This is a genomic window from Arthrobacter oryzae (assembly GCF_030812315.1).
In the GTDB taxonomy this organism is placed as follows: domain Bacteria; phylum Actinomycetota; class Actinomycetes; order Actinomycetales; family Micrococcaceae; genus Arthrobacter; species Arthrobacter oryzae_B.
This window is the reverse complement of sequence record NZ_JAUSSM010000001.1, coordinates 1-22605: the sequence shown is the minus strand read 5'-3', so window position 1 is coordinate 22605 and position 22605 is coordinate 1. Positions and strand designations below refer to the sequence as shown.

Annotated in this window: 22 protein-coding genes and 1 tRNA gene; 11 read left to right on the top strand and 12 right to left on the bottom strand. The window is 65.5% G+C overall.

Features of this window, described 5'->3' with window-relative positions; all coding sequences use genetic code 11:
* Positions 1-2 precede the first annotated feature (2 nt).
* From J2S97_RS00115 to J2S97_RS00105, 3 genes are all read right to left on the bottom strand, one after another.
* Complete coding sequence (locus J2S97_RS00115) at positions 3-1190, bottom strand: cystathionine gamma-synthase (protein ID WP_307045428.1); 1188 nt, start codon at positions 1188-1190, stop codon at positions 3-5.
* A 39-nt stretch (positions 1191-1229) separates the two neighbouring features.
* A complete protein-coding gene (locus tag J2S97_RS00110; RefSeq protein WP_307045426.1) occupies positions 1230-2615 on the bottom strand; it encodes a cystathionine beta-synthase in 1386 nt (461 codons plus the stop codon).
* 127 nt (positions 2616-2742) lie between these two features.
* Positions 2743-3174, bottom strand: a complete 432-nt coding sequence (locus tag J2S97_RS00105) for a VOC family protein (protein ID WP_307045424.1) — start codon at positions 3172-3174, stop codon at positions 2743-2745.
* A 187-nt stretch (positions 3175-3361) separates the two neighbouring features.
* Between J2S97_RS00105 and J2S97_RS00100 the strand changes: the two genes are divergently transcribed.
* The 3 genes from J2S97_RS00100 to J2S97_RS00090 all read left to right on the top strand — a co-directional run bounded on the left by J2S97_RS00100 (position 3362) and on the right by J2S97_RS00090 (position 6277).
* A complete protein-coding gene (locus J2S97_RS00100; protein WP_307045423.1) occupies positions 3362-4342 on the top strand; it encodes a DNA-3-methyladenine glycosylase family protein in 981 nt (326 codons plus the stop codon).
* A gap of 160 nt (positions 4343-4502) precedes the next feature.
* The gene (locus J2S97_RS00095) at positions 4503-5471 is read left to right on the top strand and encodes an ATP-binding cassette domain-containing protein (protein WP_307046512.1); all 969 of its coding nucleotides are present in this window, start codon (positions 4503-4505) and stop codon (positions 5469-5471) included.
* Positions 5471-6277, top strand: coding sequence for an ABC transporter permease (locus J2S97_RS00090; RefSeq protein WP_307045421.1), 807 nt, complete (start codon positions 5471-5473; stop codon positions 6275-6277). The genes J2S97_RS00095 and J2S97_RS00090 overlap by 1 nt, the downstream gene beginning before the upstream one ends.
* Here the strand turns inward: J2S97_RS00090 and J2S97_RS00085 are convergent.
* Positions 6270-7952, bottom strand: a complete 1683-nt coding sequence (locus J2S97_RS00085; protein ID WP_307045419.1) for a LuxR family transcriptional regulator — start codon at positions 7950-7952, stop codon at positions 6270-6272. The two genes, J2S97_RS00090 and J2S97_RS00085, sit on opposite strands and share 8 nt — an antisense overlap.
* Before the next feature lie 191 nt (positions 7953-8143).
* On the opposite strand from J2S97_RS00085, the gene J2S97_RS00080 reads away from it, so the two are divergent.
* A complete protein-coding gene (locus J2S97_RS00080; protein ID WP_307045417.1) occupies positions 8144-8584 on the top strand; it encodes an ester cyclase in 441 nt (146 codons plus the stop codon).
* Between the two features lie 109 nt (positions 8585-8693).
* On the opposite strand, the gene J2S97_RS00075 is transcribed toward J2S97_RS00080, so the two are convergent.
* Entirely contained in the window at positions 8694-10370 is a 1677-nt protein-coding gene (locus J2S97_RS00075) for an AMP-binding protein (RefSeq protein WP_307045415.1), read from the bottom strand.
* Positions 10371-10472: 102 nt separating this feature from the next.
* On the opposite strand from J2S97_RS00075, the gene J2S97_RS00070 reads away from it, so the two are divergent.
* Complete coding sequence (locus J2S97_RS00070; RefSeq protein ID WP_307045413.1) at positions 10473-10751, top strand: putative quinol monooxygenase; 279 nt, start codon at positions 10473-10475, stop codon at positions 10749-10751.
* A 153-nt stretch (positions 10752-10904) separates the two neighbouring features.
* On the opposite strand, the gene trxA is transcribed toward J2S97_RS00070, so the two are convergent.
* From trxA to J2S97_RS00055, 3 genes are all read right to left on the bottom strand, one after another.
* Positions 10905-11318 (bottom strand): thioredoxin, encoded by a 414-nt coding sequence (gene trxA / locus J2S97_RS00065; protein WP_307045411.1) that lies wholly within the window; start codon positions 11316-11318, stop codon positions 10905-10907.
* A 119-nt stretch (positions 11319-11437) separates the two neighbouring features.
* Positions 11438-13915 (bottom strand): discoidin domain-containing protein, encoded by a 2478-nt coding sequence (locus tag J2S97_RS00060; protein ID WP_307045409.1) that lies wholly within the window; start codon positions 13913-13915, stop codon positions 11438-11440.
* Between the two features lie 197 nt (positions 13916-14112).
* On the bottom strand, positions 14113-14658 hold the full coding sequence (locus tag J2S97_RS00055) for an acyl-CoA thioesterase (protein WP_307045407.1): 546 nt from the start codon (positions 14656-14658) through the stop codon (positions 14113-14115).
* 54 nt (positions 14659-14712) lie between these two features.
* Between J2S97_RS00055 and J2S97_RS00050 the strand changes: the two genes are divergently transcribed.
* Complete coding sequence (locus tag J2S97_RS00050) at positions 14713-15441, top strand: potassium channel family protein (protein ID WP_307045405.1); 729 nt, start codon at positions 14713-14715, stop codon at positions 15439-15441.
* Between the two features lie 301 nt (positions 15442-15742).
* Positions 15743-16732 carry a LysM peptidoglycan-binding domain-containing protein gene (locus tag J2S97_RS00045; protein ID WP_307045403.1) on the top strand — a complete coding sequence of 330 codons (990 nt, stop codon included), beginning with the start codon at positions 15743-15745 and terminating at the stop codon, positions 16730-16732.
* Positions 16733-16865: 133 nt separating this feature from the next.
* Here J2S97_RS00045 and J2S97_RS00040 read toward each other — a convergent pair.
* Positions 16866-16947, bottom strand: a tRNA-Tyr gene (locus tag J2S97_RS00040).
* Between the two features lie 160 nt (positions 16948-17107).
* On the bottom strand, positions 17108-17362 hold the full coding sequence (locus J2S97_RS00035; RefSeq protein ID WP_307045401.1) for a hypothetical protein: 255 nt from the start codon (positions 17360-17362) through the stop codon (positions 17108-17110).
* A gap of 206 nt (positions 17363-17568) precedes the next feature.
* On the opposite strand from J2S97_RS00035, the gene J2S97_RS00030 reads away from it, so the two are divergent.
* Entirely contained in the window at positions 17569-18060 is a 492-nt protein-coding gene (locus J2S97_RS00030; RefSeq protein WP_307045399.1) for a YajQ family cyclic di-GMP-binding protein, read from the top strand.
* Between the two features lie 176 nt (positions 18061-18236).
* Here the strand turns inward: J2S97_RS00030 and htpX are convergent, their stop codons facing one another.
* Positions 18237-19103: a zinc metalloprotease HtpX gene (gene htpX, locus J2S97_RS00025; RefSeq protein ID WP_307045396.1), complete on the bottom strand. Its 867-nt coding sequence runs from the start codon at positions 19101-19103 to the stop codon at positions 18237-18239.
* A gap of 51 nt (positions 19104-19154) precedes the next feature.
* Entirely contained in the window at positions 19155-20426 is a 1272-nt protein-coding gene (locus tag J2S97_RS00020; protein ID WP_307045394.1) for an MFS transporter, read from the bottom strand.
* 129 nt (positions 20427-20555) lie between these two features.
* Here J2S97_RS00020 and J2S97_RS00015 point away from each other — a divergent pair, with 129 nt between their 5' ends.
* The 3 genes from J2S97_RS00015 to J2S97_RS00005 form a co-directional block, all read left to right on the top strand.
* Positions 20556-21359, top strand: a complete 804-nt coding sequence (locus tag J2S97_RS00015; RefSeq protein ID WP_307045392.1) for a hypothetical protein — start codon at positions 20556-20558, stop codon at positions 21357-21359.
* A gap of 30 nt (positions 21360-21389) precedes the next feature.
* The gene (locus J2S97_RS00010) at positions 21390-21857 is read left to right on the top strand and encodes a Fur family transcriptional regulator (RefSeq protein ID WP_307045390.1); all 468 of its coding nucleotides are present in this window, start codon (positions 21390-21392) and stop codon (positions 21855-21857) included.
* Between the two features lie 26 nt (positions 21858-21883).
* The coding region (locus J2S97_RS00005) for a catalase (RefSeq protein ID WP_307045388.1) at positions 21884-22605 on the top strand (722 nt) is incomplete at its 3' end.

Genomic DNA, 22605 nt, shown 5'->3' with positions numbered 1-22605 from the left:
TGCTAGCTGCCCGTCCCGATGAAGGTGAAGGCGTGCTCCAGGTCCGCGATCAGGTCCTCGACGTCCTCGATGCCGCAGGAGAGCCGGATCAGGTTGACCGGAACGGCCAGCTCGGTTCCCTTGACGGAGGCGTGCGTCATTTCCGAGGGGTAGTTCATGAGCGACTCGATGCCGCCCAGTGATTCCGCCAAGGTGAACACGGACGTGTTCTCCGCGACGGTGCGGGCTGCGGCTTCGCCGCCCTTGAACTGGACGGAGACCATGCCGCCGAACTTCTTCATCTGCTTGCTGGCCAGCTCATGGCCGGGGTGCGACGGGAGGCCCGGGTACAGGACGGCCTCCACCTCGGGGCGCTCGAGCAGCCACTCGGCCACGGCCTGGGCGTTGTCGCTGTGCCGGTCCATCCGGACGCCGAGGGTCTTGAGCCCCCGGGTGGTGAGGAAGGCATCCATCGGACCGGACACGGCGCCGACGGCGAACTGGACGAAGCCGATCTTCTCGGCGAGCCCTGCGTCGTTGACCACGATCGCCCCGCCCACGACGTCGGAGTGGCCGCCGATGTACTTGGTGGTGGAGTGCACCACGATGTCGGCGCCGAAGGCCAGCGGGGTCTGCAGGTAGGGCGAAGCGAACGTGTTGTCCACCACCAGGAGGGCGCCGGCGTCGTGCGCCAGTTTGGCGAGGGCTGCGATGTCCGTGATCTTCATCAGCGGGTTGGAGGGAGTCTCCACCCACACGAGGCGGGTTGTGCCGCCGTTCGTTCCGCCGGCGGCGATGGCCGCGGCGACGGCGTCCAGGTCTGCCATGTCCACGGGAGTGTTGCCGATGCCCCAGTCCCCCAGGACCCTGCTGATCAGCCGGTACGTTCCGCCGTAGGCGTCGTTGCCCAGCACGATGTGGTCACCGGGGCGGGTGAGTGCGCGGATAAGGGAGTCTTCCGCGGCCAGGCCCGAGCTGAAGGAGTAGGCGTGCGAGCCGCCCTCGAGCGCCGCCAGCTGCTCCTGCAGGGCGTCGCGGGTGGGGTTGGTGCCGCGGCCGTACTCGTAGCCGTCGCGCAGCCCGCCGATGCCGTCCTGGGCGTACGTGGAGGAGAAGTGCACGGGCGGCACCACGGCGCCGGTTCGCGGCTCGAAGGCCTGGCCGGCGTGGACGGCGCGGGTGTTGAAACCTTGGTTTTCAGAGACAGACATGAAGTTCCTTTCGGCTGCCGGTCGGGCTTGCAAACAGGACTAGTGGCTGAGGTAGGCGAGGAGGTCGTGGCGGGTCAGGATGCCCACCGGTGCACCGACGAACGTGACCATGACCGTGTCGACGTCGGAGAGCAGTTCGCGGGCGGCGGAGATGGTCTCCAGCGAGCCGATCACGGGCAGCCGCTCCCCCATGTGTTCGGAGATCTTGTCCGTCAGCTTCGCCTCGCCGCGGAACAGCTTGGAGGTGAGGCTCCGTTCGTCCACGGCGCCGAGCACTTCGCCCATGACCACCGGCGGTTCCTGGGACAGGACCGGGATGTGGGAGACGCCGAACTCGGTCATGATGTTGATGACGTCGCGGACGGTTTCGTTCGGGTGGATGTGCACCAGCTCCGGGAGTTCCCCGGTCTTGGACTTGAGCACCTCGCCAACGGAGGATTCCTCGCCGCCGGACAGAAAGCCGTAGGACCGCATCCACTGGTCGTTGAAGATCTTGGCCAGGTAGCCGCGCCCGGAATCGGGCAGGATCACCACCACCACGGCGCTTTCGGGCAGGTCCTTGGCGACGCGCAGGGCAGCAACCACGGCCATGCCGGATGAGCCGCCCACCAGCAGGCCCTCCTCGCGGGCCAGCCGGCGGGTCATCTCGAAGGACTCGGCGTCGCTGACGGCAATCACCTGGTCCGGAACGGTTTTGTCGTAGTTGGCCGGCCACATGTCCTCGCCGACGCCCTCCACGAAGTACGGCCGGCCGGTTCCGCCGGAGTAGACGGAGCCTTCGGGGTCGGCGCCGATGATCCGGACGCGTCCGCCGTCGGCCTCGGGCCGGTTGGCGGAAACTTCCTTGAGGTACCTGCCCGTTCCGGTGATGGTGCCGCCGGTGCCTGCCCCGATCACGCAGTGCGTTATCCGGCCGTCGGTGTCCTGCCAGATCTCGGGTCCGGTGGTTTCGTAGTGGCTTCCCGGGGCGGCGGGGTTGGAGAACTGGTCCGGCTTGTATGCGCCAGGGATTTCGGTGACGAGGCGGTCCGAAACGCTGTAATAGCTCTGCGGGCTGTCGGGGGCGACGGCGGTGGGAGTCACCACCACTTCGGCACCATATGCCTGCAGGACGGCGCGCTTGTCCTCGCCCACCTTGTCCGGGACCACGAAGGTGCAGCGGTAGCCCTTCTGCTGGGCGACGAGTGCCAGGCCCACACCGGTGTTCCCTGAGGTGGGTTCAACTATGGTTCCGCCCGGGAGGAGTTTGCCGTCCCGTTCCGCCTCTTCGATCATCTTCGCCGCGATGCGGTCCTTGATGGATCCGCCCGGGTTCAGGTATTCCACCTTCGCCAGGATGGTGGCTTTGACACCATCAGTTACGTGGTTGAGTCTTACGAGCGGCGTCTTGCCGATGAGGTCCAGGACGGACTGGGCGTACTTCATAGGTACAAAGTTACCGTCTCGGGCGTGCACCCCTTGCTTCGGCGGCCCGCCTGGCCGGTGGGCGCGGCGCGTGCCCCGCCCGGACGGGCCCCATGGTCCGCCCGACGGCACTGGGTTAGTGCGGCGCCTACGCGCCGATGTCGTTTGCCGCGGATTCGGGGCTGACGCCCCCTTCCCGTGCGTCGGCGGTCTGCCACAGCCCCAGGACGTTGCCCTCGGGATCCTTGAAGTAGGCGTAGTAGCCCATTCCGGGGATGGCATCCTTGGGTTTGACCACGGCTCCGCCGAGCGATTCGATCCGCGCCAGCGAGGCGTCGATGTCCTCGACATCAACGGTGATGATAGGGGTCTTCAGTTCCCCTTCCCTGGCAAAGAGTCCGCCGTTGATCGCCCCGGGATCCTTGGGCATTCCGGTTGTTTCATCAGTCGGGGTGGTGAGGACCACGTTGTAGTCCATCTCGGGCATCGGGTTGATGGTCCAGTCGAAGGCCGCTTTGTAGAACTCGGTGGCACGTCCCTGATCGTCCGCGGGGATTTCAAAATGCACGATTCCAGCCATAGTGCGCTCCTGACAACATGGGGGTGGAAGGCACGGATTTACCGCGCCACACCCAAATTCTAGTCCCGCGGGCCGGACGCAATCAGGGCCCTTTGGCCTTGCTGCCGGGCTTGCATGGCGGGCCGAACGGAAGACTTCCGAGCATGCCGTTGGGGGCGGTGTCAGCCCTGCGTGGGACGATAGATTCATGACCATCACCGACGTCCCCGCAGGCTTGGCTGCCGCGGCGGACGCCTCGCTGCGGTGGCATCCGGGCGGTCCGTTCAATCTCCTGCAGACCCTCGGCACGCTGATGCGCGGCAACGGAGATCCGGCGTTCGCCTCCCGGCCCGATGGTCTCTGGATGTCGTTTACGACGCCGGATGGCCCGGCGACCCTGCGCCTCACCGTTTCCGGGGACCCGCGCGAACCGTCCGTGGACGTGCAGGCCTGGGGGGCCGGGGCCGAGGACGCCATCTCCACCTCCCCGCGCTTGCTGGGCAGCGACGACGACTGGTCCGGCTTTGACCACCCCGGGTTCCACGCCACGCTCCCGCGGATGGTGGTTGAAGCCCGACGCCGGAACCTCGCCCTGCGGCTCCCGGCCACCGGGCGGATGGTCGACTCCCTGGTGCCCACCATCCTCGAGCAGAAGGTCACCGTCATCGAAGCCCGGCGGGGCTACCGCTACCTGATGTACCGATTCGGAACGTCGGCCCCCGCTGCCGGAGCCGCCGCGCCCGCGGGCCTGCTGGTTCAGCCCACTCCCGAGCAATGGCTGCGGATCCCGTCCTGGGAGTGGCACAAGGCCGGCGTGGGACCGCAGCGGTCGGCAACTGTCATGCGGGCCGTGCGTTCCGCCGTCGCCCTTGAACGCCTGGCTGGGTTCACCGCCGCGGAGGCATCCGCCAAGATGCAGACAATCCCGGGCATCGGCACCTGGACCACGGCGGAGGTGGTCCAGCGCACGCACGGTTGCCCGGACTCCATCGCGGTGGGCGACTACCATCTCGCCGCGTACGTGGGCGCTGCGCTGACCGGCCGACGGACGGACGACGCCGGGATGCTGAAGCTGCTGGCCCCCTGGGCGGGGCACCGGCAGCGTGTGGTGCGGATGATCGGCCTCAGCGGTTTCCGGAAACCCACGTTCGGCCCGCGAATGACAATCCAGGACCACCGCCGGCACTAAGGGGTCTGCCCGGGCGCTTCTCCCTGTCCGGCGGGCAGCCACTCTCCATCGCGGACCGAAGCTGTCCCTGATCCTGTGGACGCCCTCGCCGGCTGGGTATAGCGTGGCGGCATGGCGTCCGGCAGCCAGAACGCCAGTGACCCGCATCCTGGAGCGCACAGTGATCCACACCCGGAAACTCACCAAGAACTTCACGGTCAAAAAGGAAACGATCGAGGCCGTCAAGGGCGTCGACATCGACGTCGCCCCGGGCGAACTCGTGGCGTTCCTCGGCCCGAACGGCGCCGGCAAGTCCACAACGCTGCGGATGCTGACCACCCTGCTCCGGCCCACGTCCGGCACCGCCACGGTTGCCGGCGTGGACGTATCCGCGGACCCGGCGGGTGTGCGGGCACGGATCGGCTACATCGGCCAGGGCAACGGCGGCGGCCACAGCTTCCGGGTGATCGACGAAATGATGATGCAGGGCCGTTTCTACGGAATGAACACCACGGACGCGGCTGCCCGCGCCCAGGAGCTCCTGCAGTCCCTGGACCTGACCGATCTCGCCAAACGCACGGTGATCAAACTCTCCGGAGGGCAGCGGCGCAGGATGGACGTGGCCCTGGGCCTCATGCACTCACCGCGGCTGCTCTTCCTCGACGAGCCCTCCACCGGCATGGATCCGCAGAACAGGGCCAACCTCTGGGAACACATCATGCGGATGCGTGCAGAGCACGGGACCACCATCGTCCTCACCACGCATTACATGGACGAGGCGGATTCCATGTCCGAACGGGTGATTGTCATCGACCACGGCCGGATCATCGCCGACGACACCGCGGCCCGCCTCAAGGCCAACCTGGCCGGCGACCTTCTGGCCGTTGAAGTTGCCACGGAGTCGGCGCCGAGCGTGCGCGGGCTGCTGGGCCGTGCAGCGGCGGGCGGCGAAGTGCAGGAAAACACCCACGACGGCGTGGTCAGCTTCCGCCTCCGGCTCCCGGAAGGCGCACGGCTGGCGCCCGCGCTGCTCAAGGAAATGAACGACGCCGGCGCTCCCGCCCAGTCCCTGGAACTGAAACCGCCCACCCTGGACGATGTGTTCCTCGAGCTGACCGGCCGCAACCTCAGGGAAGGAGCTGACCGCTGATGAGCGTGCAGGATGTCCGGGACGTCGTGAAGAGGCCCGGCCTGGTGCAGGTCCTCCACGACACAAAGTATGTGTTCTGGCGGGAAATGCTGCTGCCCCTGCGGGACCCGTTTTCGCTGATTTTTTCCCTCCTCCAGCCGCTCGTGTTCCTGGGCCTTTTCGGTCCCCTGCTCGGGTCGACGGTGGGCGCCCCGGCCTTCGGCGGACAGTCCACGCTGCAGTGGTTCCTGCCCGGAGTGGTGGTGATGATCGCCCTGTTCGGCACGTCCATGACCGGCTCCAACCTGCAGTACGAGCTGATGACCGGCTCCTACGAGCGGATCCTGGCCTCGCCGCTGTCCCGCTCCTCGCTGATGATCGGGCGGGCGTTGAAGGAGTGGGCGCCGCTGGTGGTGCAAGGGTTGCTCATCAGCCTGGTCTGCATACCGTTCGGCTTTGTCTTCTACCCTCTTCACGTGCTGTTCGGGCTGGTCATCCTGGGCATCTTCGGCATCGGGCTCGGCGCGCTCTCCTACGCCCTCGCCCTCGTGTCGCAGAACAAGGAGTGGATCTTTTGGGGAGTGCAGCAGACCCTGCTCTTCCCGCTCATGATCCTGTCCGGCATCATGCTGCCCATTGAAGCCGGTCCGGACTGGATGAAGACCGCAAGCTGGTTCAATCCGCTGACTTACCTGGTCAACGCCGAACGGGAACTGTTCGCGGGCAATATCGGAGGCCACACGCTCCTGGGTCTCCTGGCCGCCTCGGTGACAGCCGCCGTCGGGCTCGTGGTCGGAGTCCGGGCGATCAACCGGAACATCAGCTAGGACGCAGACGGGCGGCGTAGGCTGCGGCTTCGGCACGGTTGCGGACGCCCAGCTTCTCCAGCACGCTGCTCACATGGTGGGCCACTGTCTTGCTGCTAATGAACAGCTGCCCGGCAATCTCATGATTTGAATAGCCCTGAACCAGTAGCCCCAGGATTTCCTGCTCACGCCGGGTCAGGACGCCGCCGCCACGAGGAACGGACCTGCCTCCGGCACCCCACGAACGCAACAGGGCCGCGGCCACATCGGCATCATGGGACGCCCCCAGCTTGTCGAGCACTGACAGGGCAGCCCGGGCTTCAGAGATGGCAAGCGAGGGCTCGACCTGGGCCAAAACACGCGCCAGCTCCAGCCGCGTGCGTGCGGCTTCCAACGGGAGCTCCAACTGCCCGAACCACTTGAGTGCCTCTTCAAAGTAGACCGTGGCCGAATCGTGTCGATCCTCTGCGGCCGCAACCCGCCCTTTGGCCAACGCGGCGTGGGCGGACAACAGGTGCACTCCTCCGGCGCCGGCGTCCAGCTCGGCAAGGTGCTCGGCTGCCGCTGCGGCAGCGGCGCGATTACCGGCTGCCAGCTGTGCTTCGACCAGCAGGCTGCGGGCACCCGCTGTCTCCAGCGACGTTCGCTGCCCGCCGGCATGCAGCGCCGGAACCACCTCGTCGGTGCTGCCGTTTTCTGAACGAAGCCACCGTTCCGCGAGGGCCACCGCTGCCACCGGTTCACTGCCTCCGAGGGCCAGGCCTGCCGCCACCAGGCTGGTTTCAACCGGGGCGCCGATGCCCTCAATCAAGGCCCGGGCCTCGTCGAAGTGACCTTGGCGCAGGCGTAGCTCGGCGAGGCTCGCGATGGCCCTGTGGAACATGCCCGGGAAGACGTCCCTCGTACTCGCCGCCGCACGCCGGAGCTCTTCCTCGGCTTCGGCCCAGTGGCCCGTCAGCAGGAGAACGCGCCCGTGGACCATGCGGCATTGGGCGTAGAGGTAGGGACAGCCGTAGGCCTTCATGTAGTCGTCTGCAGCCTGCGACCATTGGGCGGCCCGGGCGAGGTCGCTGAGGAGGTCGCAGACCGTCAGCATCGAACAGCTCGCCATGACCACGGTGTAGAAGGTCGTCCCATCGCCACCAAGGGCGCTGGCCATCGCCTCGTCCACGCAGCGAAGCCCGGCCTGGATCTCTCCGTCCTTGACCAGGACCACGCCGCGCTCCGCAAGCGCACAGACCGCCAGGTCGGGGTCATCCAACTCATGCGACGTGGCCAGCGCACGCTCGATCCGGTCGCGGCAGTGATGGGCGTCGGTAGCCAGCAGCGCCGCGCAGTAATCAATCCAGGCCCCGGACAGCCCGTCGTCGGGCCCTGCCATGCTCTCCGCACGGGCAAGCCAGCCTCGCGCTGCTGCCTCGTTGCCAAGGGACATCCCGTAGACAAGGCACAGCCAGACAGCTGAATCGATCGCGTCCGGAACATCACCGGCACGCCGGCTGGCAGCGTACGCGCGCTCACGGCAGCGGACGCTCTCACCGAGATCGCCGAGAAAAAAGAGGGCGTCGCCCAAGCCTGCAAGCGCGCCCGGCGACCCCGCGCCCACAAGTGCTTCCTCAAACGCGGCCCGGGCCTCCGCCCACCGCCCCGCTTCCAGTGCCTCGTAGCCCCTCGCTGTCGCTTCCTCCAGCGTCACGCTTCAATTACAGCACCTCGCGCTGTTGTTCCCTAGGCCCTGAAACCGTTGCCGGGACGGCATCGGATCCGCCTTGCGGTCACTGGCGTGGGCCACAAAATGGGTCAGATGACCGATCCCCCTGGCGGTCAATCCGAGGAGTCTGAAGTTGTCCCGGAAAACGGACACAGGACCAATTAAGGAGCACAACGATGAGCACAACAATGAGCGCAAGCGCACTTGCCAGCGCATTTTCCAAGGCAGTGGAGGCCGTTAACGCCCATGATGCGAAGGCCTTTGCCGCAACCTATGCCGCGGATGCAGTGGTCCACGACCCGCTCTATCCCCAGCCACTGAAGGGGCGGGACGCGATTGAGCAGGACATGGTGGAACTCCTGCGGGCGTTCCCGGACGCCCGCTTCACCGTGGGGCCACTGCTCCAGGACGGTGAGACGGTCGCGGGCGAGTTCACTTTGCAGGGGACGCACCTGGGCCCGCTGGCTGCCCCCGACGGCGAGATTGCGGCTACCGGAAATGCCATCGAAAATGCCGGGGCTGTCTTCTCGAAGTTCAATGCGGACGGAGAAGTCATCGAGGAACGCCGCTACTACGATCCCTCGGATCTAATTGCGCAGATCCAGCCGGCCGGCTGAGCGCGAAACCAGGGCCATATCTGTCCGTTCGCGCTCATCCTGGCTTCGTGCAGCGCGAACGGACACTTGGGGCCCCGGCCGTCAGAGCCGCGCGTCGCTGATCCGCGGGTCAGAGCCCTAGCCGGGCCACCGCTTCCTCTCGCATTTCCACCTTGCGGATTTTCCCGGAAACGGTCATCGGGAAACTTTCCCGGACGTCCACGTAGCGCGGAATCTTGTAGTGCGCAAGCTTCCCCCGGCAGAACTCGGCGACCGCGGCCGCGTCCAGCGGTTCAGCGCCGGGTTTGAGGATGATGCAGGCCATCAGCTCCTCGCCGTACTTGGCGTCCGGGACGCCGATCACCTGCACGTCCCGGATCGCAGGATGGGTGTAGAGGAACTCCTCAATCTCGCGCGGGTAAACGTTCTCCCCGCCTCGGATCACCATGTCCTTGATCCTGCCCTCGATCACCACATAGCCGTCCGCGTCCATGCGGGCAAGGTCCCCGGTGTGCATCCAGCCGTCCGAATCGATCGCTTCGGCTGTCTTGTCCGGCTGGTTCCAGTACCCCTTCATCACGGCATAGCCGCGCGTGCACAGCTCGCCGATATCGCCCCGTTCCAGCACGCCGCCTGTCACAGGATCCACCACCTGGCTCTCCAGCTGCGGCATGGTCCGGCCCACGGTCTCGGTGCGCTGCTGCATGGTGTCGCCCGCGCGGGTCATGGTGGACACCGGGGACGTTTCCGTCATGCCGTAGCAAATGGCCACATCCTTCATATTCATCTCCGAGATGACCCGGTTCATCACCTCGATGGGACACAGCGAGCCGGCCATGACGCCGGTGCGAAGCGTGGAAAGGTCGTACGAAGCGAAATCCGGCAGGGCCAGCTCGGCGATGAACATCGTGGGCACGCCATACAGCGACGTCCCGCCAAAATCCTGGACCGCTTCCAGGGCCGCCGCGGGGGTGAACGACCGTCCCGGAATGATCGTGGCAGCGCCGTGGCTCAGGGCGTTCAGGTTGCCGATCACCATCCCGAAGCAGTGATAGAACGGCACCGGGATGACCACGCGGTCGTGTTCCGTATACCCCAGCAGCTCGCCGATGGAATAGCCGTTGTTCAGGATGTTGCGATGGGTGAGCGTGGCGCCTTTGGGGAAGCCTGTGGTGCCCGAGGTGTACTGCAGGTTGATCGGGTCCTGCGGGTCCAGCCCCGCCAGGCGGGCCTTCAAAGCGGAATGCCCGACGTCGTCCGCCCGCTTGAGCAGCTCGGCGTATGTGAGTTCGGCGTCCCTTTCCGGATCGCCTGCCTGCAGCTGAGGCTGCCCGCCGTCCGGGAGGAAGACCAGTTCCTTGAGCTCGGGGCAGTCCGCGAGGGCCTGCCGGGCCATCCCGGTGTAGTCGCTGCTCCGGTCCGACGGCGCCGTGACGAGCATGCGCATGCCGTTCTGCCTGACAACGAACTCCAGCTCATGGCTCCGGTACGCCGGATTCACGTTGACGAGGATGGCGCCGATCTTGGCCGTGGCGTACTGCAGGATGGTCCACTCCGCGCAGTTAGGACTCCAAATGCCGATCCGCTCCCCGGTGGCGACGCCGAGGGCGAGCAGCGCGCGGGCCAGCCTGTCGACGTCGTCGTTCAGTTTTGTGTAGCTCCACCGGCGGGCATCCGCGCCGGGAACCGGAGCCGCCTCGATCAGGGCGTCGTGGAACGGAAACCGGGCCACGATCCGCTCGAAATTCCGGCCGATGGTCTCTTCGAGCAGCGGAACGTCAGTGTCCCCGGCTGTATAAGCGCGCATGCTGGCACGCTACCAACAGACCCAGCGCAAGAGAAGCGTAAAACTAGGAAGCCCTACAAAACATGTCGGGCCGGAGGACGGCCGCCCGGTATTGTGAAACGCATGAGTGCACCCATTGACCTGCAGGCAACGTTCATCCCCAACGACGGCGAATTCTTCCGCGTGAAGCTCGCCCTCGAAATCGCGATCGACGAGGTGGTCAACGAACCCGGCTGCATCCGATACGAACTGACGGAGGCCACCGAGGAAAAGCTGGTGCTGACCGAACAGTGGGCTTCCGAAGAGGACCTTGACAAGCATTCCAAGGGCACCGCCGTCCAGGACCTCAACGAATCGCTGAGCGCCCTGCTGGCCGAACCCGTCCAGCTCGAACGGCTGTAGTCCCGCCGCCCTAACGGGCAATCAAGGCCGACAAAACCAACGCGGGGTCACTCCGCCCGTACGAACCATGGTTCGTGGGCGGAAGTGCCCCCGCGTTGGTGTTTAAGCGCTTGCCAATGCCAGCCTTATGCCGCTGGACACCCCGCAGAAGCTTTAGGCCTCCGGAATCTGGGAGCCGTCCTGCTTGCCGGCCGCAGCCGCTGACTCAGCCTGCGAACGGGCCACATGCGCGTGGACTTCCTCCATGTCCAGCGCCTTGACCGCGTCAATAACCTGTTCCAGCTGCTGGGCGTTCAGCGCGCCGGGCTGGGAGAACACCAGCACCTTCTCGCGGAAGGCCATCAGCGTGGGGATGGACGTAATGCCGGCCTCCGCGGCCAGCTGCTGTTCGGCTTCGGTGTCCACCTTGGTGAAGACGACGTCCGGGTGCTTCTCGGAAACGGCGGAATACGTGGGTCCAAACTGCTTGCAGGGACCACACCATTCGGCCCAGAAATCAACGAGGACGATGTCGTTGTTCTCGACGGTTGATGCGAACTGTTCACCTGTAATGTCTACGGTAGCCATGGGTCAACGGTACGCGAGCCGCCCGGGGATGTCCCATGCGTTTCGCTCTTGGCACACCTCCAGAGCACGCCCATCCTCGTTAGGGTCATAGGCGTGGCCCCTGACCCCGTTCCCCGTCGTCAACTGATCTTGATCGTCGAGGCAACGCTGGGCACTCCATTGCCGTCCACTGCGAAGAGCAGGTAACTGCCGGGCACCAGCACGCCGCGGTCCGCCGGCAACGTCAGTGTTGCCGTGTTGCCCGACACCGCAGTTGCAGTCAGCGGGATTCGCCGCTGATCGGTGTTTACGGTGTGGGTCACCGTGGACATCCGCATCAGGGAGAACTTGGTGATTTGCGCTCCGGTGGTCACCGAAATCGTGCTGCCGGCCGCGGCGGTGGCAGGTGCTGTCACAATCGTCGGCCGGGTACGCGCACTGCCATCTGCGTTCAGCAGGTACGGCGGCGTAAAGATCTCTCCATCCAGATGATTGGTCGAGCAATTTCCGCATAGCCCGCCACCTCCGACGAAGACCCGTCCATCAGGAAGGAGTAAGGCGACACTGTGATAGGTCCGCGGGACAGCCATGGGGGCCAGCATGGTCCACTGCCCGGTCGCCGGGTTCCAAAGTTCCGGTGCCATCCTGGCGCCGTTGTCGCTGAAGGGAACGGGCGTGGCCTGACCACCGACAACCAACACCTGGCCATCGGGCAGCGCGACCCCATTAGCGAACGAGCGGGTGACCCCCATGTCTGCGGTCCTGGCCACAGTGGCGCCGTTATTGATGTCGATTGTGTACGCCCGCGCCGTAGCATTCGTGTTCTCGTACGCGGTCGCCCCACCCATCGTCAGAATCTTTCCAACGTCGTACATCACGGCGTCACCATTCATCGCGTCTGGGCTATCGGCTCGGAGACCGGCCGAGGTGATGCTTCCAGTTCCGGTGGTGGAGATCCAGTTCATCTGGCGGCTCGGCCCGGCATGGAACACACGCCCACCGGGAGCGGCAAACAACCAGGCGTGATTGTCGGAACGGTAGACGCCACCGGGATCGTTGGTCAGGATGTTGTCAACCGGCACATTCGGCAGCGTTCGCCAGCCGCCGGCGCTGGACCATACCTCGCCGTGCTTGTTTCCGGTACCGCCCGCCCACGATCCGCCGATGCTGAACACTTCGCCGTTGGACGTGGTCACGTTGGATTGATATGCGCGCGCAATCTTCATGTCCGGCCCCGGGATCCAGGTGTTCGTCTCAGGGTTGTAGAGGGTAGTTTTCGCGCTGTTACTGCCGCCACTGACCATGATCTGCCCGTCCGGGAGCAGCGAGGTTCCGGGACAGAACATGTCGTGACCGGTGTTGGCCACCTGGGTCTGGCTCACCGCGCCGGTGGTGAGGTTCAGGATGGATGTCTGCGTGACGCCGCGGCTCCCACCAAAACTGGTGGGAGAGTACGCGGACCAGGTCAGCAGCCGGTTGCCGGGCAATAGCGCCGCCGCGGCCGGGACGATTGGAAAGTTAATGGTTGGCCCCCAGGACCCCACCGTCCCGCCCGCCGACGGGCCGAGCAGATTGATCTCCGCGGCACTGCTCCACGGCCCACGGTTGCCTGCTTCGGTGGTTGCGGTCAGCCGGACGTACCGGGCGCTAACCGCCGTGAAGGCCACCGTCTTCTCCGCACTGGTATCCGGCCAGGTTCCACTGGTGACTACACTCCAGGTGGTTCCGTCGGAGCTGACTGCGATGGAGTAGGCACCGACCCGCCCGTTCGAACTGCCGGAACGTGGGAGATAACGGAACCCCGAGACCTGGTTTGCGGTGCGCATGTCTATGGTGAGGCTGTGCGGCAGTGGTGCCGCCGGCGCCGGAGACCACCTGCTGTGCCAGATTGTGGCCGCACTGCCATCGAGAACGTTGGCGGCGCGGCCGTTCTCGCCGTTGACCTCTTCATCGCTGGCGCTGGCCACCCAACCGCTGCGGGGCAGAACCTGGGTTGGAGTCGGTGGAGGCGTGGTTTGCTCGGCTAGCAGGTTTATCTCGGCCGCACTGCTCCACGGACCACGGTTGCCGGCTTCGGTGATGGCTCGCAGCCGGACATAGCGCGCAGAGACAGCCGCGAACGTCACGCTTTTCTCCGCACTGCTGTCCGCCCAGGTCCCGCTAGCCACCGGGGTGCCCCAAGTGGTGCCGTCAGTGCTCACCAGGATCTCGAAGCTGCCAATCCGCCCGTTCGCGCCGCTCGACCGCGGGAGATAGCGGTACCCCGAGATGCTTTGGGTCACCTTGGTGTCGATCGTGATGGTGTGCGGTAACGGGACGGCGGGCGCGGTCCATTTGCTGTGCCAGTGAGTGGCTGCGTTCCCGTCGAGCACATTGCTGGCACGGCCGTTCTCGCCGGAGGTCTCCTCATCGCTGGCCGACGCAGTCCACCCCATCCGTGGCAACGGTGCCACCGCCATCGCCATCGCGGCGGCCGGCAGCATCGTGATATGCCCGTGGTGCGATCCGGTCGCTTTCGAGGGGTGGTGCCGAGTCACCGTCACGTACCCCGTGATCAGCAGTAATCCGACCAAAACTACGGAGGTGTGGCGAATCGCTTGCCGTTTCGACTGGGACATGAGACACCTAACGTCGTCAATAGCGCAACCAGCGGCGAAGTAGCTGGTAGCCCTAGGACGAGGCTACGAATCGGAGAGGGTAGCCGCACGAGTGGGCGCTACGCGGATCCGCTGGCAAGCCGGTTAGGTATTTGGCGCCCTACTCGATAAGTCGGTTGTACTGTTGGGCCAGGCCCGGCTGAGGACCGCCGGACGCCTCAGTGCCAGAGGTGCGGCGCGGGGCGGCGGGACCCCGGAAGCGCATTGGTTTCGCGCCACTCGTGGATCCATTCCGGCAGTTCCATATCAGCCGGGGGCTCACCGAATTCAGCGAAGATCTCCTCCTGGCTGACGGGCTTCCCCTTACTGACAAGACGCGTGGCGATGTGTGCCCGGGCATAGATTTCCCCGTCCACCACCATTCTCTGCTCGAAATAAATGGCCTTGGTGTCGAGCCCGATGATCCGGGATTCGATGGTGTACTGCTGCCACAACTGGAGGGACTTGCGGAAGGCAATGGTCTCCCCCGCGGCCACGGGCGACCAGCCCCGCCTACGCATCTTGTGCCAGGTCCCGCTCCGTGCCATCAGATCAAAGCGGCCCAGATCCATCAGCGAGAAGTACATCCCGTTGTTGACGTGCATGGCGATGTCAATGTCCGTAGGCAGGACCCGAAGCGGCAGGGAGGACGTGTCCCAGATACTTAGGCGCGGCCGGCGCGAGGAAGTGAACAAGAGCAGGAGGGTCCGTACGAGCAGGTGCATTCCCATATATTACCCGCGAGTAACATCGAGGCCAAGGGCCCGTAGGATTTCCCCATGACGCAGCAACGCTACAGGGACATAGCCGAGTGGCCGCTGATGGGGACAGCACTTGTGTTCCTGGCAGCCTATGCCTGGCAGGTGATCGGCAACATCGAGGGGCGGCAAGCCGATGTGTTGGAAAGCATCATGTGGCTTACCTGGGCGATCTTCGCCGCTGACTACACCGCCAACCTGTGGCTCGCGGACAACAGGAAGCACTGGTTCATCCTCAACCTGCACGAGCTGCTGATCGTTGCCCTCCCGTTCTTCCGCCCGTTGCGGCTGCTCCGGTTGGTCACACTGCTCTCAGTATTGCACCGCACCGTGGGTGAAACACTCCGCGGCCGTGTAGTCACCTATGTGGCCGGCTCCGCGGTCCTGTTGGTGTTCGTTGGCGCACTGGCCGTCCTCGACGTCGAACAAAACGCTCCCGACGCCAAAATCCTCACTTTCGGCGACGCCGCCTGGTGGGCAATCACCACCATCACGACGGTGGGGTACGGCGATCTCTTTCCCGTCACCCCGATTGGCCGGATGGTTGCCGCCGCCCTGATGATGAGCGGAATCGCAGTGCTGGGCGTGGTCACGGCTTCCATCGCATCATGGCTGGTGCAAAGGGTCGAAGAGAACACCGAAGCGACCGTGGAAGCGGCTGAAGTTCCGGCCCGTGCGGAGGTCCGTGAACTGCTGGTGGAGGTGGCCGCCCTGCGTAAGGAACTGGCGGAACTTCGCCGCGCGCAGTAGAACGGATCGGCACGGCCATTCCGTGGCGGGCCGCATGGAAGGGCACTAGGGCCAGTGCCTATCGGCCCGAGTACTCCGGACGACAAAGGGAGTACTCCCCACTCGTGCCAACCGATCGCATGCTGAATACACTGAATCTCGCTGGGGCGACACGTTACTGAGCGTGTCTCATTCGAATAGTCGGTTATGCCCCTCGCGCTGAGCCACCGGGATTCTGCCGCTGGCCCCCCTCCGTGACCGGCATGGCTGTCCGGGATGCGCAGTCGACCCGTCGGCGGCGCGTGGAACCTAAGGGTCACCGATGAATCAGCCTCCACCTGCCCGTCACGGCACTCGCAAACTCAAGGTACGGGTTGCCGCCCTCGCGCTCTTGTCGCTCGCGACATTGTCCGCCTCCGTAGCCCTCGAGCCCCTCCAGGGGACAACTTTGACCGGAACGCCGCCCTTGACTGCCGCTCCCGAAACCACGCGTTTTGTATTGGAACCGCATCAAACGGCTGAACCGCTTACGAGTCAGGGAACGGATACGGCCACTGCTCCGGCGACGGCCGGTTCGGGCACCGGGGACGCTGTCCATTCCGTACCGGCTCCCATTCCCCCACGACCGTCGCTTGGCGCAGCCGAAAGCCCGGCACCTGCTGCAGCGCCGGATCCCGCACCTCCACCGGCGGCACCTGCCCCGGCACCTCCGCCACCGGACCCGGAACCAGCCCCAGCCCCAGAGGCGTCCAACACGTACACGGTGGTTGCAGGAGATACTGTGGGGGCGATCGCTGCCCGCTTTGGCGTCGACATGAACGCCATGCTGGCGGCCAACGGACTGGGCTTGTACTCGCCGATCGTGCCGGGCCAGGTCCTGAAGCTGACAGGCCCCGCCGTGGCCGCCCCGGCGCCAGCCCCAGCCCCGGCTCCAGCCCCGGCTCCTGCACCGGCACCTGCTCCAGCTCCCGCCCCTGCCCCTGCGGTTCGGACCATCTACGTCGCGGGCGCGGGTGGCCAGGCCATGGTGGACGCCTGCATCGGCCCCATTCACTTCACCCCGACGGATGCCTATGCCCTCTTCATCACGGAGCACGACTTCTGCGGCGGGTGGGCACGGTTCTCGGGGATCGGCGTCGGCGAAACCGTCAGTATTCCCGGCTACGGAACGTACACGGTCAGCGGGCGGGGGCAGGTGCCAAACCCCGGCACCACCAACCACGTCTCAGCGGTTTTCGGCGGCTTTCCGCGGGTTATCCTGCAGACCTGCATCCCGGGGACCAACCAGATGCTAGTGATCGGTCTCAACTGACTTTCCTAAGCTTGTCCGCGGTTCCGAGCCTTCAGGGCCAGGCGCCGCGGACAAGCTAGGGCCAGAAGGCGAAAAACGCAGGGGAAACAGAAAAGTCTCCGGAACCTGGTGGTTCCGGAGACTTTTCCTTGGGTGGCAGATGAGGGATTCGAACCCCCGTAGGCGTTGCCAGCTGATTTACAGTCAGCCCCCTTTGGCCGCTCGGGTAATCTGCCGAACTTCAAAAGAAGATCACTCGCGGTTTCCATGTTCAGAACGGCTGTTTCCATCCGTTCCGCTTCCAGCAACCGCGGGCAAGACAACTTTACAGAACTTCTGCCGAAGAATCGAATCGAGCCTCCAAAGGCCCCGAACACCCCGGAATTCCGCGGAAAATCAGGCTTCCCCGAGAATGCGTCCGGCCAGTTTCGCCTCGAACTTTGCCGCCTGTTCCTCCGTGATCTGGTTCAGCTGCACCGCCCGCATCAGGTCCGAGTGAACACCGTCCAGGCGGGACGAGGCGTCGGCCACGGGGCTAAGGATGATCGAGGCGGCTACCGCGGCGGCTGCCACGGACGTCGCCGCAGTGGCGATGGTCGTGGCTGCGGCGGCAGTCGAACGGGTGACGTAGCGGACGGCCTTCTGGTGCATGTGCTTTCCTTCCGGGGCAACTCTTCCAACAGTTCCAACTCTGGAGGCCCAGCCTTCGTTCCCGCCCTGTGTCCGCTATGAGAAAACTGTGAATCACACCGAAGGTTGTCAGGGACCGGCCTTCACGGGGACGCCATCCGTACTAGGCTGGAATGCAGACAGAACCGCCCTCAGAGGGGCTTCAGGCAATCAGCAGGAGGACAGTTATGGCAGGCGAATCCACATTCGACGTCGTCAGCAAGGTAGACAAGCAGGAAGTTGCCAATGCGCTGCACCAGGCGCAGAAGGAACTGGCCCAGCGGTATGACTTCAAGGGCGTTGGCGCGGAGGTCGACTTCAGCGGTGAAAAGATCCTCATGAAGGCGAACTCGGAAGAGCGCGTGCTCGCCGTCCTGGACGTGCTGCAGTCCAAGCTCATCCGCCGCGGGATTTCCCTGAAGTCGCTGGACTCTGGGGAACCCTACGCATCCGGCAAAGAATACCGGCTGGAGGCCTCCATCAAGGAAGGCATCGCCCAGGACCTCGCCAAGAAGATCAACAAACTGATCCGCGACGAGGCGCCCAAGTCCGTCAAGTCCCAGATCCAGGGCGACGAGCTCCGCGTGACCTCCAAGTCCCGCGACGATCTCCAGGCCACCATGGCCCTGCTGAAGGACTTTGACGAGGCGGACCTGCAGTTCGTCAACTTCCGCAGCTAACCCCCGCCGTCGTTTTCGACGCGCAAAAATCCTGGCGCTACGCAAAAGGGCCGGCGACCCCCGTATACGGGCGTCGCCGGCCTTTTTGCGCGTCGAGAGCGCTTTTGCGCGTCGAGGGCGCCTTTGAGTGTCGAGGGTTTTTCGCGCGTCGCCGTGGGGAAGTACGACGGCGGCGCTCAGCTGAGCGGGCGGCCCGCCATCAGTTCCAGCCGGGCGATGCGGTCCTGCATGGGCGGGTGTGTTGAGAACATCTTGCTCAGGCCGCCGCCTCGGAACGGGTTGGCGATCATCAGGTGCGAGGCGTTCACCAGCTTCTGGTCCGGCGGGAGCGGCACCATCTGTACGCCCTGATGGATCTTACGCAGGGCTGAGGCGAGCGCCAGCGGATCGCCGGTGAGCTCGGAACCGTCCTCGTCGGCGTCGTACTCCCTGGTCCGGGAGATGGCCGACTGGATCACCATCGCCGCGAGCGGGGCCAGCAGGGCCATGGCGAGCATCGCGAGGGGGTTCGAATTACGCCGGTCCCCGCCGAAGAACAGCAGCATCTGCCCCACCGAGGTGATCACGCCAGCCACAGCCGCGGCGACGGACGAGGTGAGGATATCCCGGTTGTACACGTGCATGAGCTCGTGGCCCAGCACTCCGCGCAGCTCGCGGACGGACAGCAGTTGCAGGATGCCTTCGGTGCAGCAGACGGCCGCGTTCTGCGGGTTCCTGCCGGTCGCAAAGGCATTCGGCGCGGGAGTGGGCGAGACATAGATCCGGGGCATGGGCTGGTTGGCCCGGACCGAGAGCTCCCGGACAATCTGGTAAAGCTGCGGAGCCTGCTCCTCGGTGACGGGGTAGGCCTGCATGGACCGGAGCGCGATCTTGTCGCTGTTCCAGTACCCGTAGGCAGTGGTGCCCACGCCGACCAGTGCCATGATCCAGATAGGAGTAGCGCTGCGCATGCTGCTCCCGATCACGGCACCGAGTCCCAGGAGCACCGCCCAGAGCACCCCGAACAGCGCCGCGGTTTTCAGTCCGTTGTGATGATTGTGCACTGTGCCTCCTCACGAAGTTCCTGCCCTCTTGAGTTGCTGCGGGGGCGGCGGCTACGGAACCGGATTCCGCGCGTCGTACTTCAGAAAACCCGACTGCCAGCGGGCCAGCGTCCATGCCACAGCGATGCACAACAGGCCGCCCAGCAGCAACACCCAACCTTCACTCAAAAGTTTAGTGCCGCCACCGGCCAGCATGTCCCCTATCCTCGGCCCGCCCGCAACCACCACCACAAACACGCCCTGGAGCCGCCCGCGAAGGTGGTCGGGCGTGGCCGCCTGAAGGATGGTGGTGCGGAAGACGGCGCTCACCGAATCGGAGATGCCGGCCAGGGCACAGCACAGCGCGGCGGGCAGCAGCCACAGTGTTACTCCGTCCTCCCCGGAGCGCCCGGCGAGGACCACCACCAGCCCGAAACCGGCAATGGACGCACCCCAGCCCATAACGGACCACACCACCGCACTGCCTTGCCCGCGGATGCCGCCCAGCGGCCCGGAGAACAGGCCCGCCAGGAAGGCGCCGACCGCAGTGGACGCCAGCAGCACGCCCACGGTGGCCTCGCCGCCGCCGATCATCACCGCACCGATTGCCGGCATCAGTGCCCGCGGCTGCGCGAAGATCATCGCCACGAGGTCGATCACGAACGTCATGCGGAGATTCGGGCGCGTGCCCAGGAACCGGAATCCCTCCACCACGGAGCGCAGCCCGGCGCGGTGCGCTTCCTTTCCCGGCGGCATCGGCGGAAGCTTCAGCAGGGCCCAGAAGGCAAACACGAAGCTCGCCACGTCCAGCGTGTAGGTCCACCCGAAGCCCACCCACGCCACCAGCACGCCGGCAAGGAGCGGACCGGCAGTCATGGCCAGGCCGAAGCTGATCATGCTCAGGGCGTTCGCGGCCGGGAGCAGTTCCTTGCGGACCAGCATGGGGATGATGGCGCTCCGGGCGGGCTGGTTAATGGCCTGCGCGCCGCTCTGAACGGCCACCAGCAGGTACAGCAGCCACACGTTCCCCACCTCCAGCCAGGCCTGCAGCGCCAGCCCGGCAGTGGTCAGCCACAGCACGCTGGTGGCCAGGAGTGCCACCCGGCGGCGATCATGGGCATCGGCGATGGAACCGCCCAGCAGTCCGCCCAGCACCAGCGGAACCAGCGCGAAAATACTCAGCAGCCCCACATAGAGGCTGTCCTGCGTCAGCCGGTATACCTCCAGGCTGACGGCCACCAGGGTGAGCTGGCTCCCGAGGTTGGATACGGCTGATCCCAGCCAGAGCCGGCGGAAATCCGGACTCTCGCGCAACGGAGTGATGTCAGCCAGCAATTTACCCACCGGGCAACTCTAGCCGCGGCCACAGACGGAACAGGGTCAGCCTGTCGCCTGCATTCCGTCTTGACCCCGGCTAGTGCTCCTGACCTTGATAGTCTCGGGCGGGGAAACACAATGGCGGAAGGGGAGCGCATGGAGTTGTCCAGACGGCTGCTTTTCGGTTCGGCAGTATGGGAAGTCGCCCGGCCGCGCACACCGCTGACGTCCGGCCACCTGATGATCCGGCTCAGCAATCCGGCGACGGCCCTGGACCACCGTTCGGCCGCCGACTGGCTGCTGTGCCACAACGCTGCCCGCTCGGCGCTAGCCGACGTCATCGGGGCGGGCACCTGCACCCTGCTTTTTGCGCACCGCTGGCATGCGCTCGGCGCCTCGATCGGCGAACCTGCCGCGGAGTCGTCCACCCCCACTTTCCACCTTTTCGGCCGCTGGGACGGCGAACCGGTCACCCCGGCCGAACAGCTCGCCCTGCCCGCGCAGCGCCGCAGTCCGGTGCCGGATCAGGATCTGGACAAGTACGACGTCGGGCTGCGCACCGCGTTGCTGGCGGCGGCAACTGCCGCCCGCCGCAGCGCGCCGGACGGACCGGACAGCACCCGCCCCGGGCGCACTGAACCGGAAGCAGTGGTGCCGCTGCCCGCGATCCGCACCTGGACGCCGTCGAACCCTGCCGGAACGCACCACACGGTCCTGGCTCCGGAGCGAAGCATCGGGTCCATCCAGGACGTGACCCCGCCGGAACTGCTTGCCCTTGCCGCGGAATTGGAGGCCTTGGCGCTGCGGCAGTCCGTCACTGGCCTCAGCTGCATGGTGCCGGACGCAGCCGTTACGGGCGGCCGGGTGGAACTGCACGCGCTGGGCCGCTCAGCCGGCGAAGCCGTCAACCCCTTTGAAAATGTGCTGCGTTCTCGGGAGATTAGCCTAGCCTTATTGTGATTCAGTCATAATAAGTGCTTCAATGGGGCTATGACAGTTCACGAGGCCGGCCAGGACGCATGGGCAGCTGCCTTGCGCGCCCACGGCCGCCGGGTGACCAAACAGCGGCTGGCGGTTCTGACCGCCGTCGAACACCACCCGCACTCGCCGGCCGAAAGCATCCTTGCCGCCGCGCGTGAGGAACTCCCCGAACTGACCGCGCAGTCCGTCTACGTGGTCCTTGGCGACCTCACGGACCTCCACATGCTGCGTCGGTTCGAACCGCCCCATTCCCCCGCGCTGTACGAGACGCGGGTGGGCGATAACCACCACCACGCCGTCTGCATCAGCTGCGGACGGGTGGAGGACGTGGACTGCGCCGTTGGCCACGCGCCCTGCCTCACACCGCACTGGGACCCTGACGCCAAGCCGATGACCATCCAGATCGCTGACGTTATGTACCAGGGCATCTGCCAGGACTGCCAGCGCACCCAAAAGCTACCCGCCGAACGAAACTAAGCAAGAAACCCAACCAAAGGAGAAAGATGACTCTGAACATCTCTGCGCCCGCTGTGTCCACCACGCAGTCCGGTGCTCCCGTCACTTCCGACGCTCACTCGAAGGCTGTCGGCGCTGACGGCGCCATCATCCTGACCGACCATTACCTGATCGAAAAGCTCGCCCAGTTCAACCGTGAGCGTGTGCCGGAGCGCGTTGTGCACGCCAAGGGCGGCGGAGCGTTCGGCAAGTTCACCACCAGCGAGGACATCTCCAAGTACACCAAGGCCGCATTCCTGCAGCCGGGCGTTGAGACCGAAATGCTGATCCGCTTCTCCTCGGTCGCCGGCGAGAACGGCTCCCCGGACACCTGGCGCGACCCCCGCGGCTTCGCCGTGAAGTTCTACACCTCCGAGGGCAACTACGACCTCGTCGGCAACAACACCCCGGTGTTCTTCATCCGCGACGGCATCAAGTTCCCGGACTTCATCCACTCCCAGAAGCGCCTCCCGGGCACCCACCTGCGCGACGCCGACATGCAGTGGGACTTCTGGACCCTGTCCCCCGAGTCCGCACACCAGGTCACCTGGCTCATGGGCGACCGCGGCCTGCCGGCTTCCTGGCGCGAAATGCAGGGCTACGGCTCGCACACCTACCAGTGGATCAACGCCGAAGGCGAGCGTTTCTGGGTCAAGTACCACTTCAAGTCCAACCAGGGCGTCAAGACCATCACCGGCGACCAGGCTGAAGAGCTGGCCGGCTCCGACGC

What these genes read in the sequence shown, in the direction of transcription:
- J2S97_RS00115 (WP_307045428.1), bottom strand. Translation starts at nt 1,190, where the DNA reads ATGTCTGTCTCTGAAAACCAAGGTTTCAACACCCGCGCCGTCCACGCC.
- J2S97_RS00110 (WP_307045426.1), bottom strand. Translation starts at nt 2,615, where the DNA reads ATGAAGTACGCCCAGTCCGTCCTGGACCTCATCGGCAAGACGCCGCTC.
- J2S97_RS00105 (WP_307045424.1), bottom strand. Translation starts at nt 3,174, where the DNA reads ATGGCTGGAATCGTGCATTTTGAAATCCCCGCGGACGATCAGGGACGT.
- J2S97_RS00100 (WP_307045423.1), top strand. Translation starts at nt 3,362, where the DNA reads ATGACCATCACCGACGTCCCCGCAGGCTTGGCTGCCGCGGCGGACGCC.
- J2S97_RS00090 (WP_307045421.1), top strand. Translation starts at nt 5,471, where the DNA reads ATGAGCGTGCAGGATGTCCGGGACGTCGTGAAGAGGCCCGGCCTGGTG.
- J2S97_RS00080 (WP_307045417.1), top strand. Translation starts at nt 8,144, where the DNA reads ATGAGCACAACAATGAGCGCAAGCGCACTTGCCAGCGCATTTTCCAAG.
- J2S97_RS00075 (WP_307045415.1), bottom strand. Translation starts at nt 10,370, where the DNA reads ATGCGCGCTTATACAGCCGGGGACACTGACGTTCCGCTGCTCGAAGAG.
- J2S97_RS00070 (WP_307045413.1), top strand. Translation starts at nt 10,473, where the DNA reads ATGAGTGCACCCATTGACCTGCAGGCAACGTTCATCCCCAACGACGGC.
- trxA (WP_307045411.1), bottom strand. Translation starts at nt 11,318, where the DNA reads ATGGCTACCGTAGACATTACAGGTGAACAGTTCGCATCAACCGTCGAG.
- J2S97_RS00060 (WP_307045409.1), bottom strand. Translation starts at nt 13,915, where the DNA reads ATGTCCCAGTCGAAACGGCAAGCGATTCGCCACACCTCCGTAGTTTTG.
- J2S97_RS00055 (WP_307045407.1), bottom strand. Translation starts at nt 14,658, where the DNA reads ATGCACCTGCTCGTACGGACCCTCCTGCTCTTGTTCACTTCCTCGCGC.
- J2S97_RS00050 (WP_307045405.1), top strand. Translation starts at nt 14,713, where the DNA reads ATGACGCAGCAACGCTACAGGGACATAGCCGAGTGGCCGCTGATGGGG.
- J2S97_RS00045 (WP_307045403.1), top strand. Translation starts at nt 15,743, where the DNA reads ATGAATCAGCCTCCACCTGCCCGTCACGGCACTCGCAAACTCAAGGTA.
- J2S97_RS00035 (WP_307045401.1), bottom strand. Translation starts at nt 17,362, where the DNA reads ATGCACCAGAAGGCCGTCCGCTACGTCACCCGTTCGACTGCCGCCGCA.
- J2S97_RS00030 (WP_307045399.1), top strand. Translation starts at nt 17,569, where the DNA reads ATGGCAGGCGAATCCACATTCGACGTCGTCAGCAAGGTAGACAAGCAG.
- J2S97_RS00015 (WP_307045392.1), top strand. Translation starts at nt 20,556, where the DNA reads ATGGAGTTGTCCAGACGGCTGCTTTTCGGTTCGGCAGTATGGGAAGTC.
- J2S97_RS00010 (WP_307045390.1), top strand. Translation starts at nt 21,390, where the DNA reads ATGACAGTTCACGAGGCCGGCCAGGACGCATGGGCAGCTGCCTTGCGC.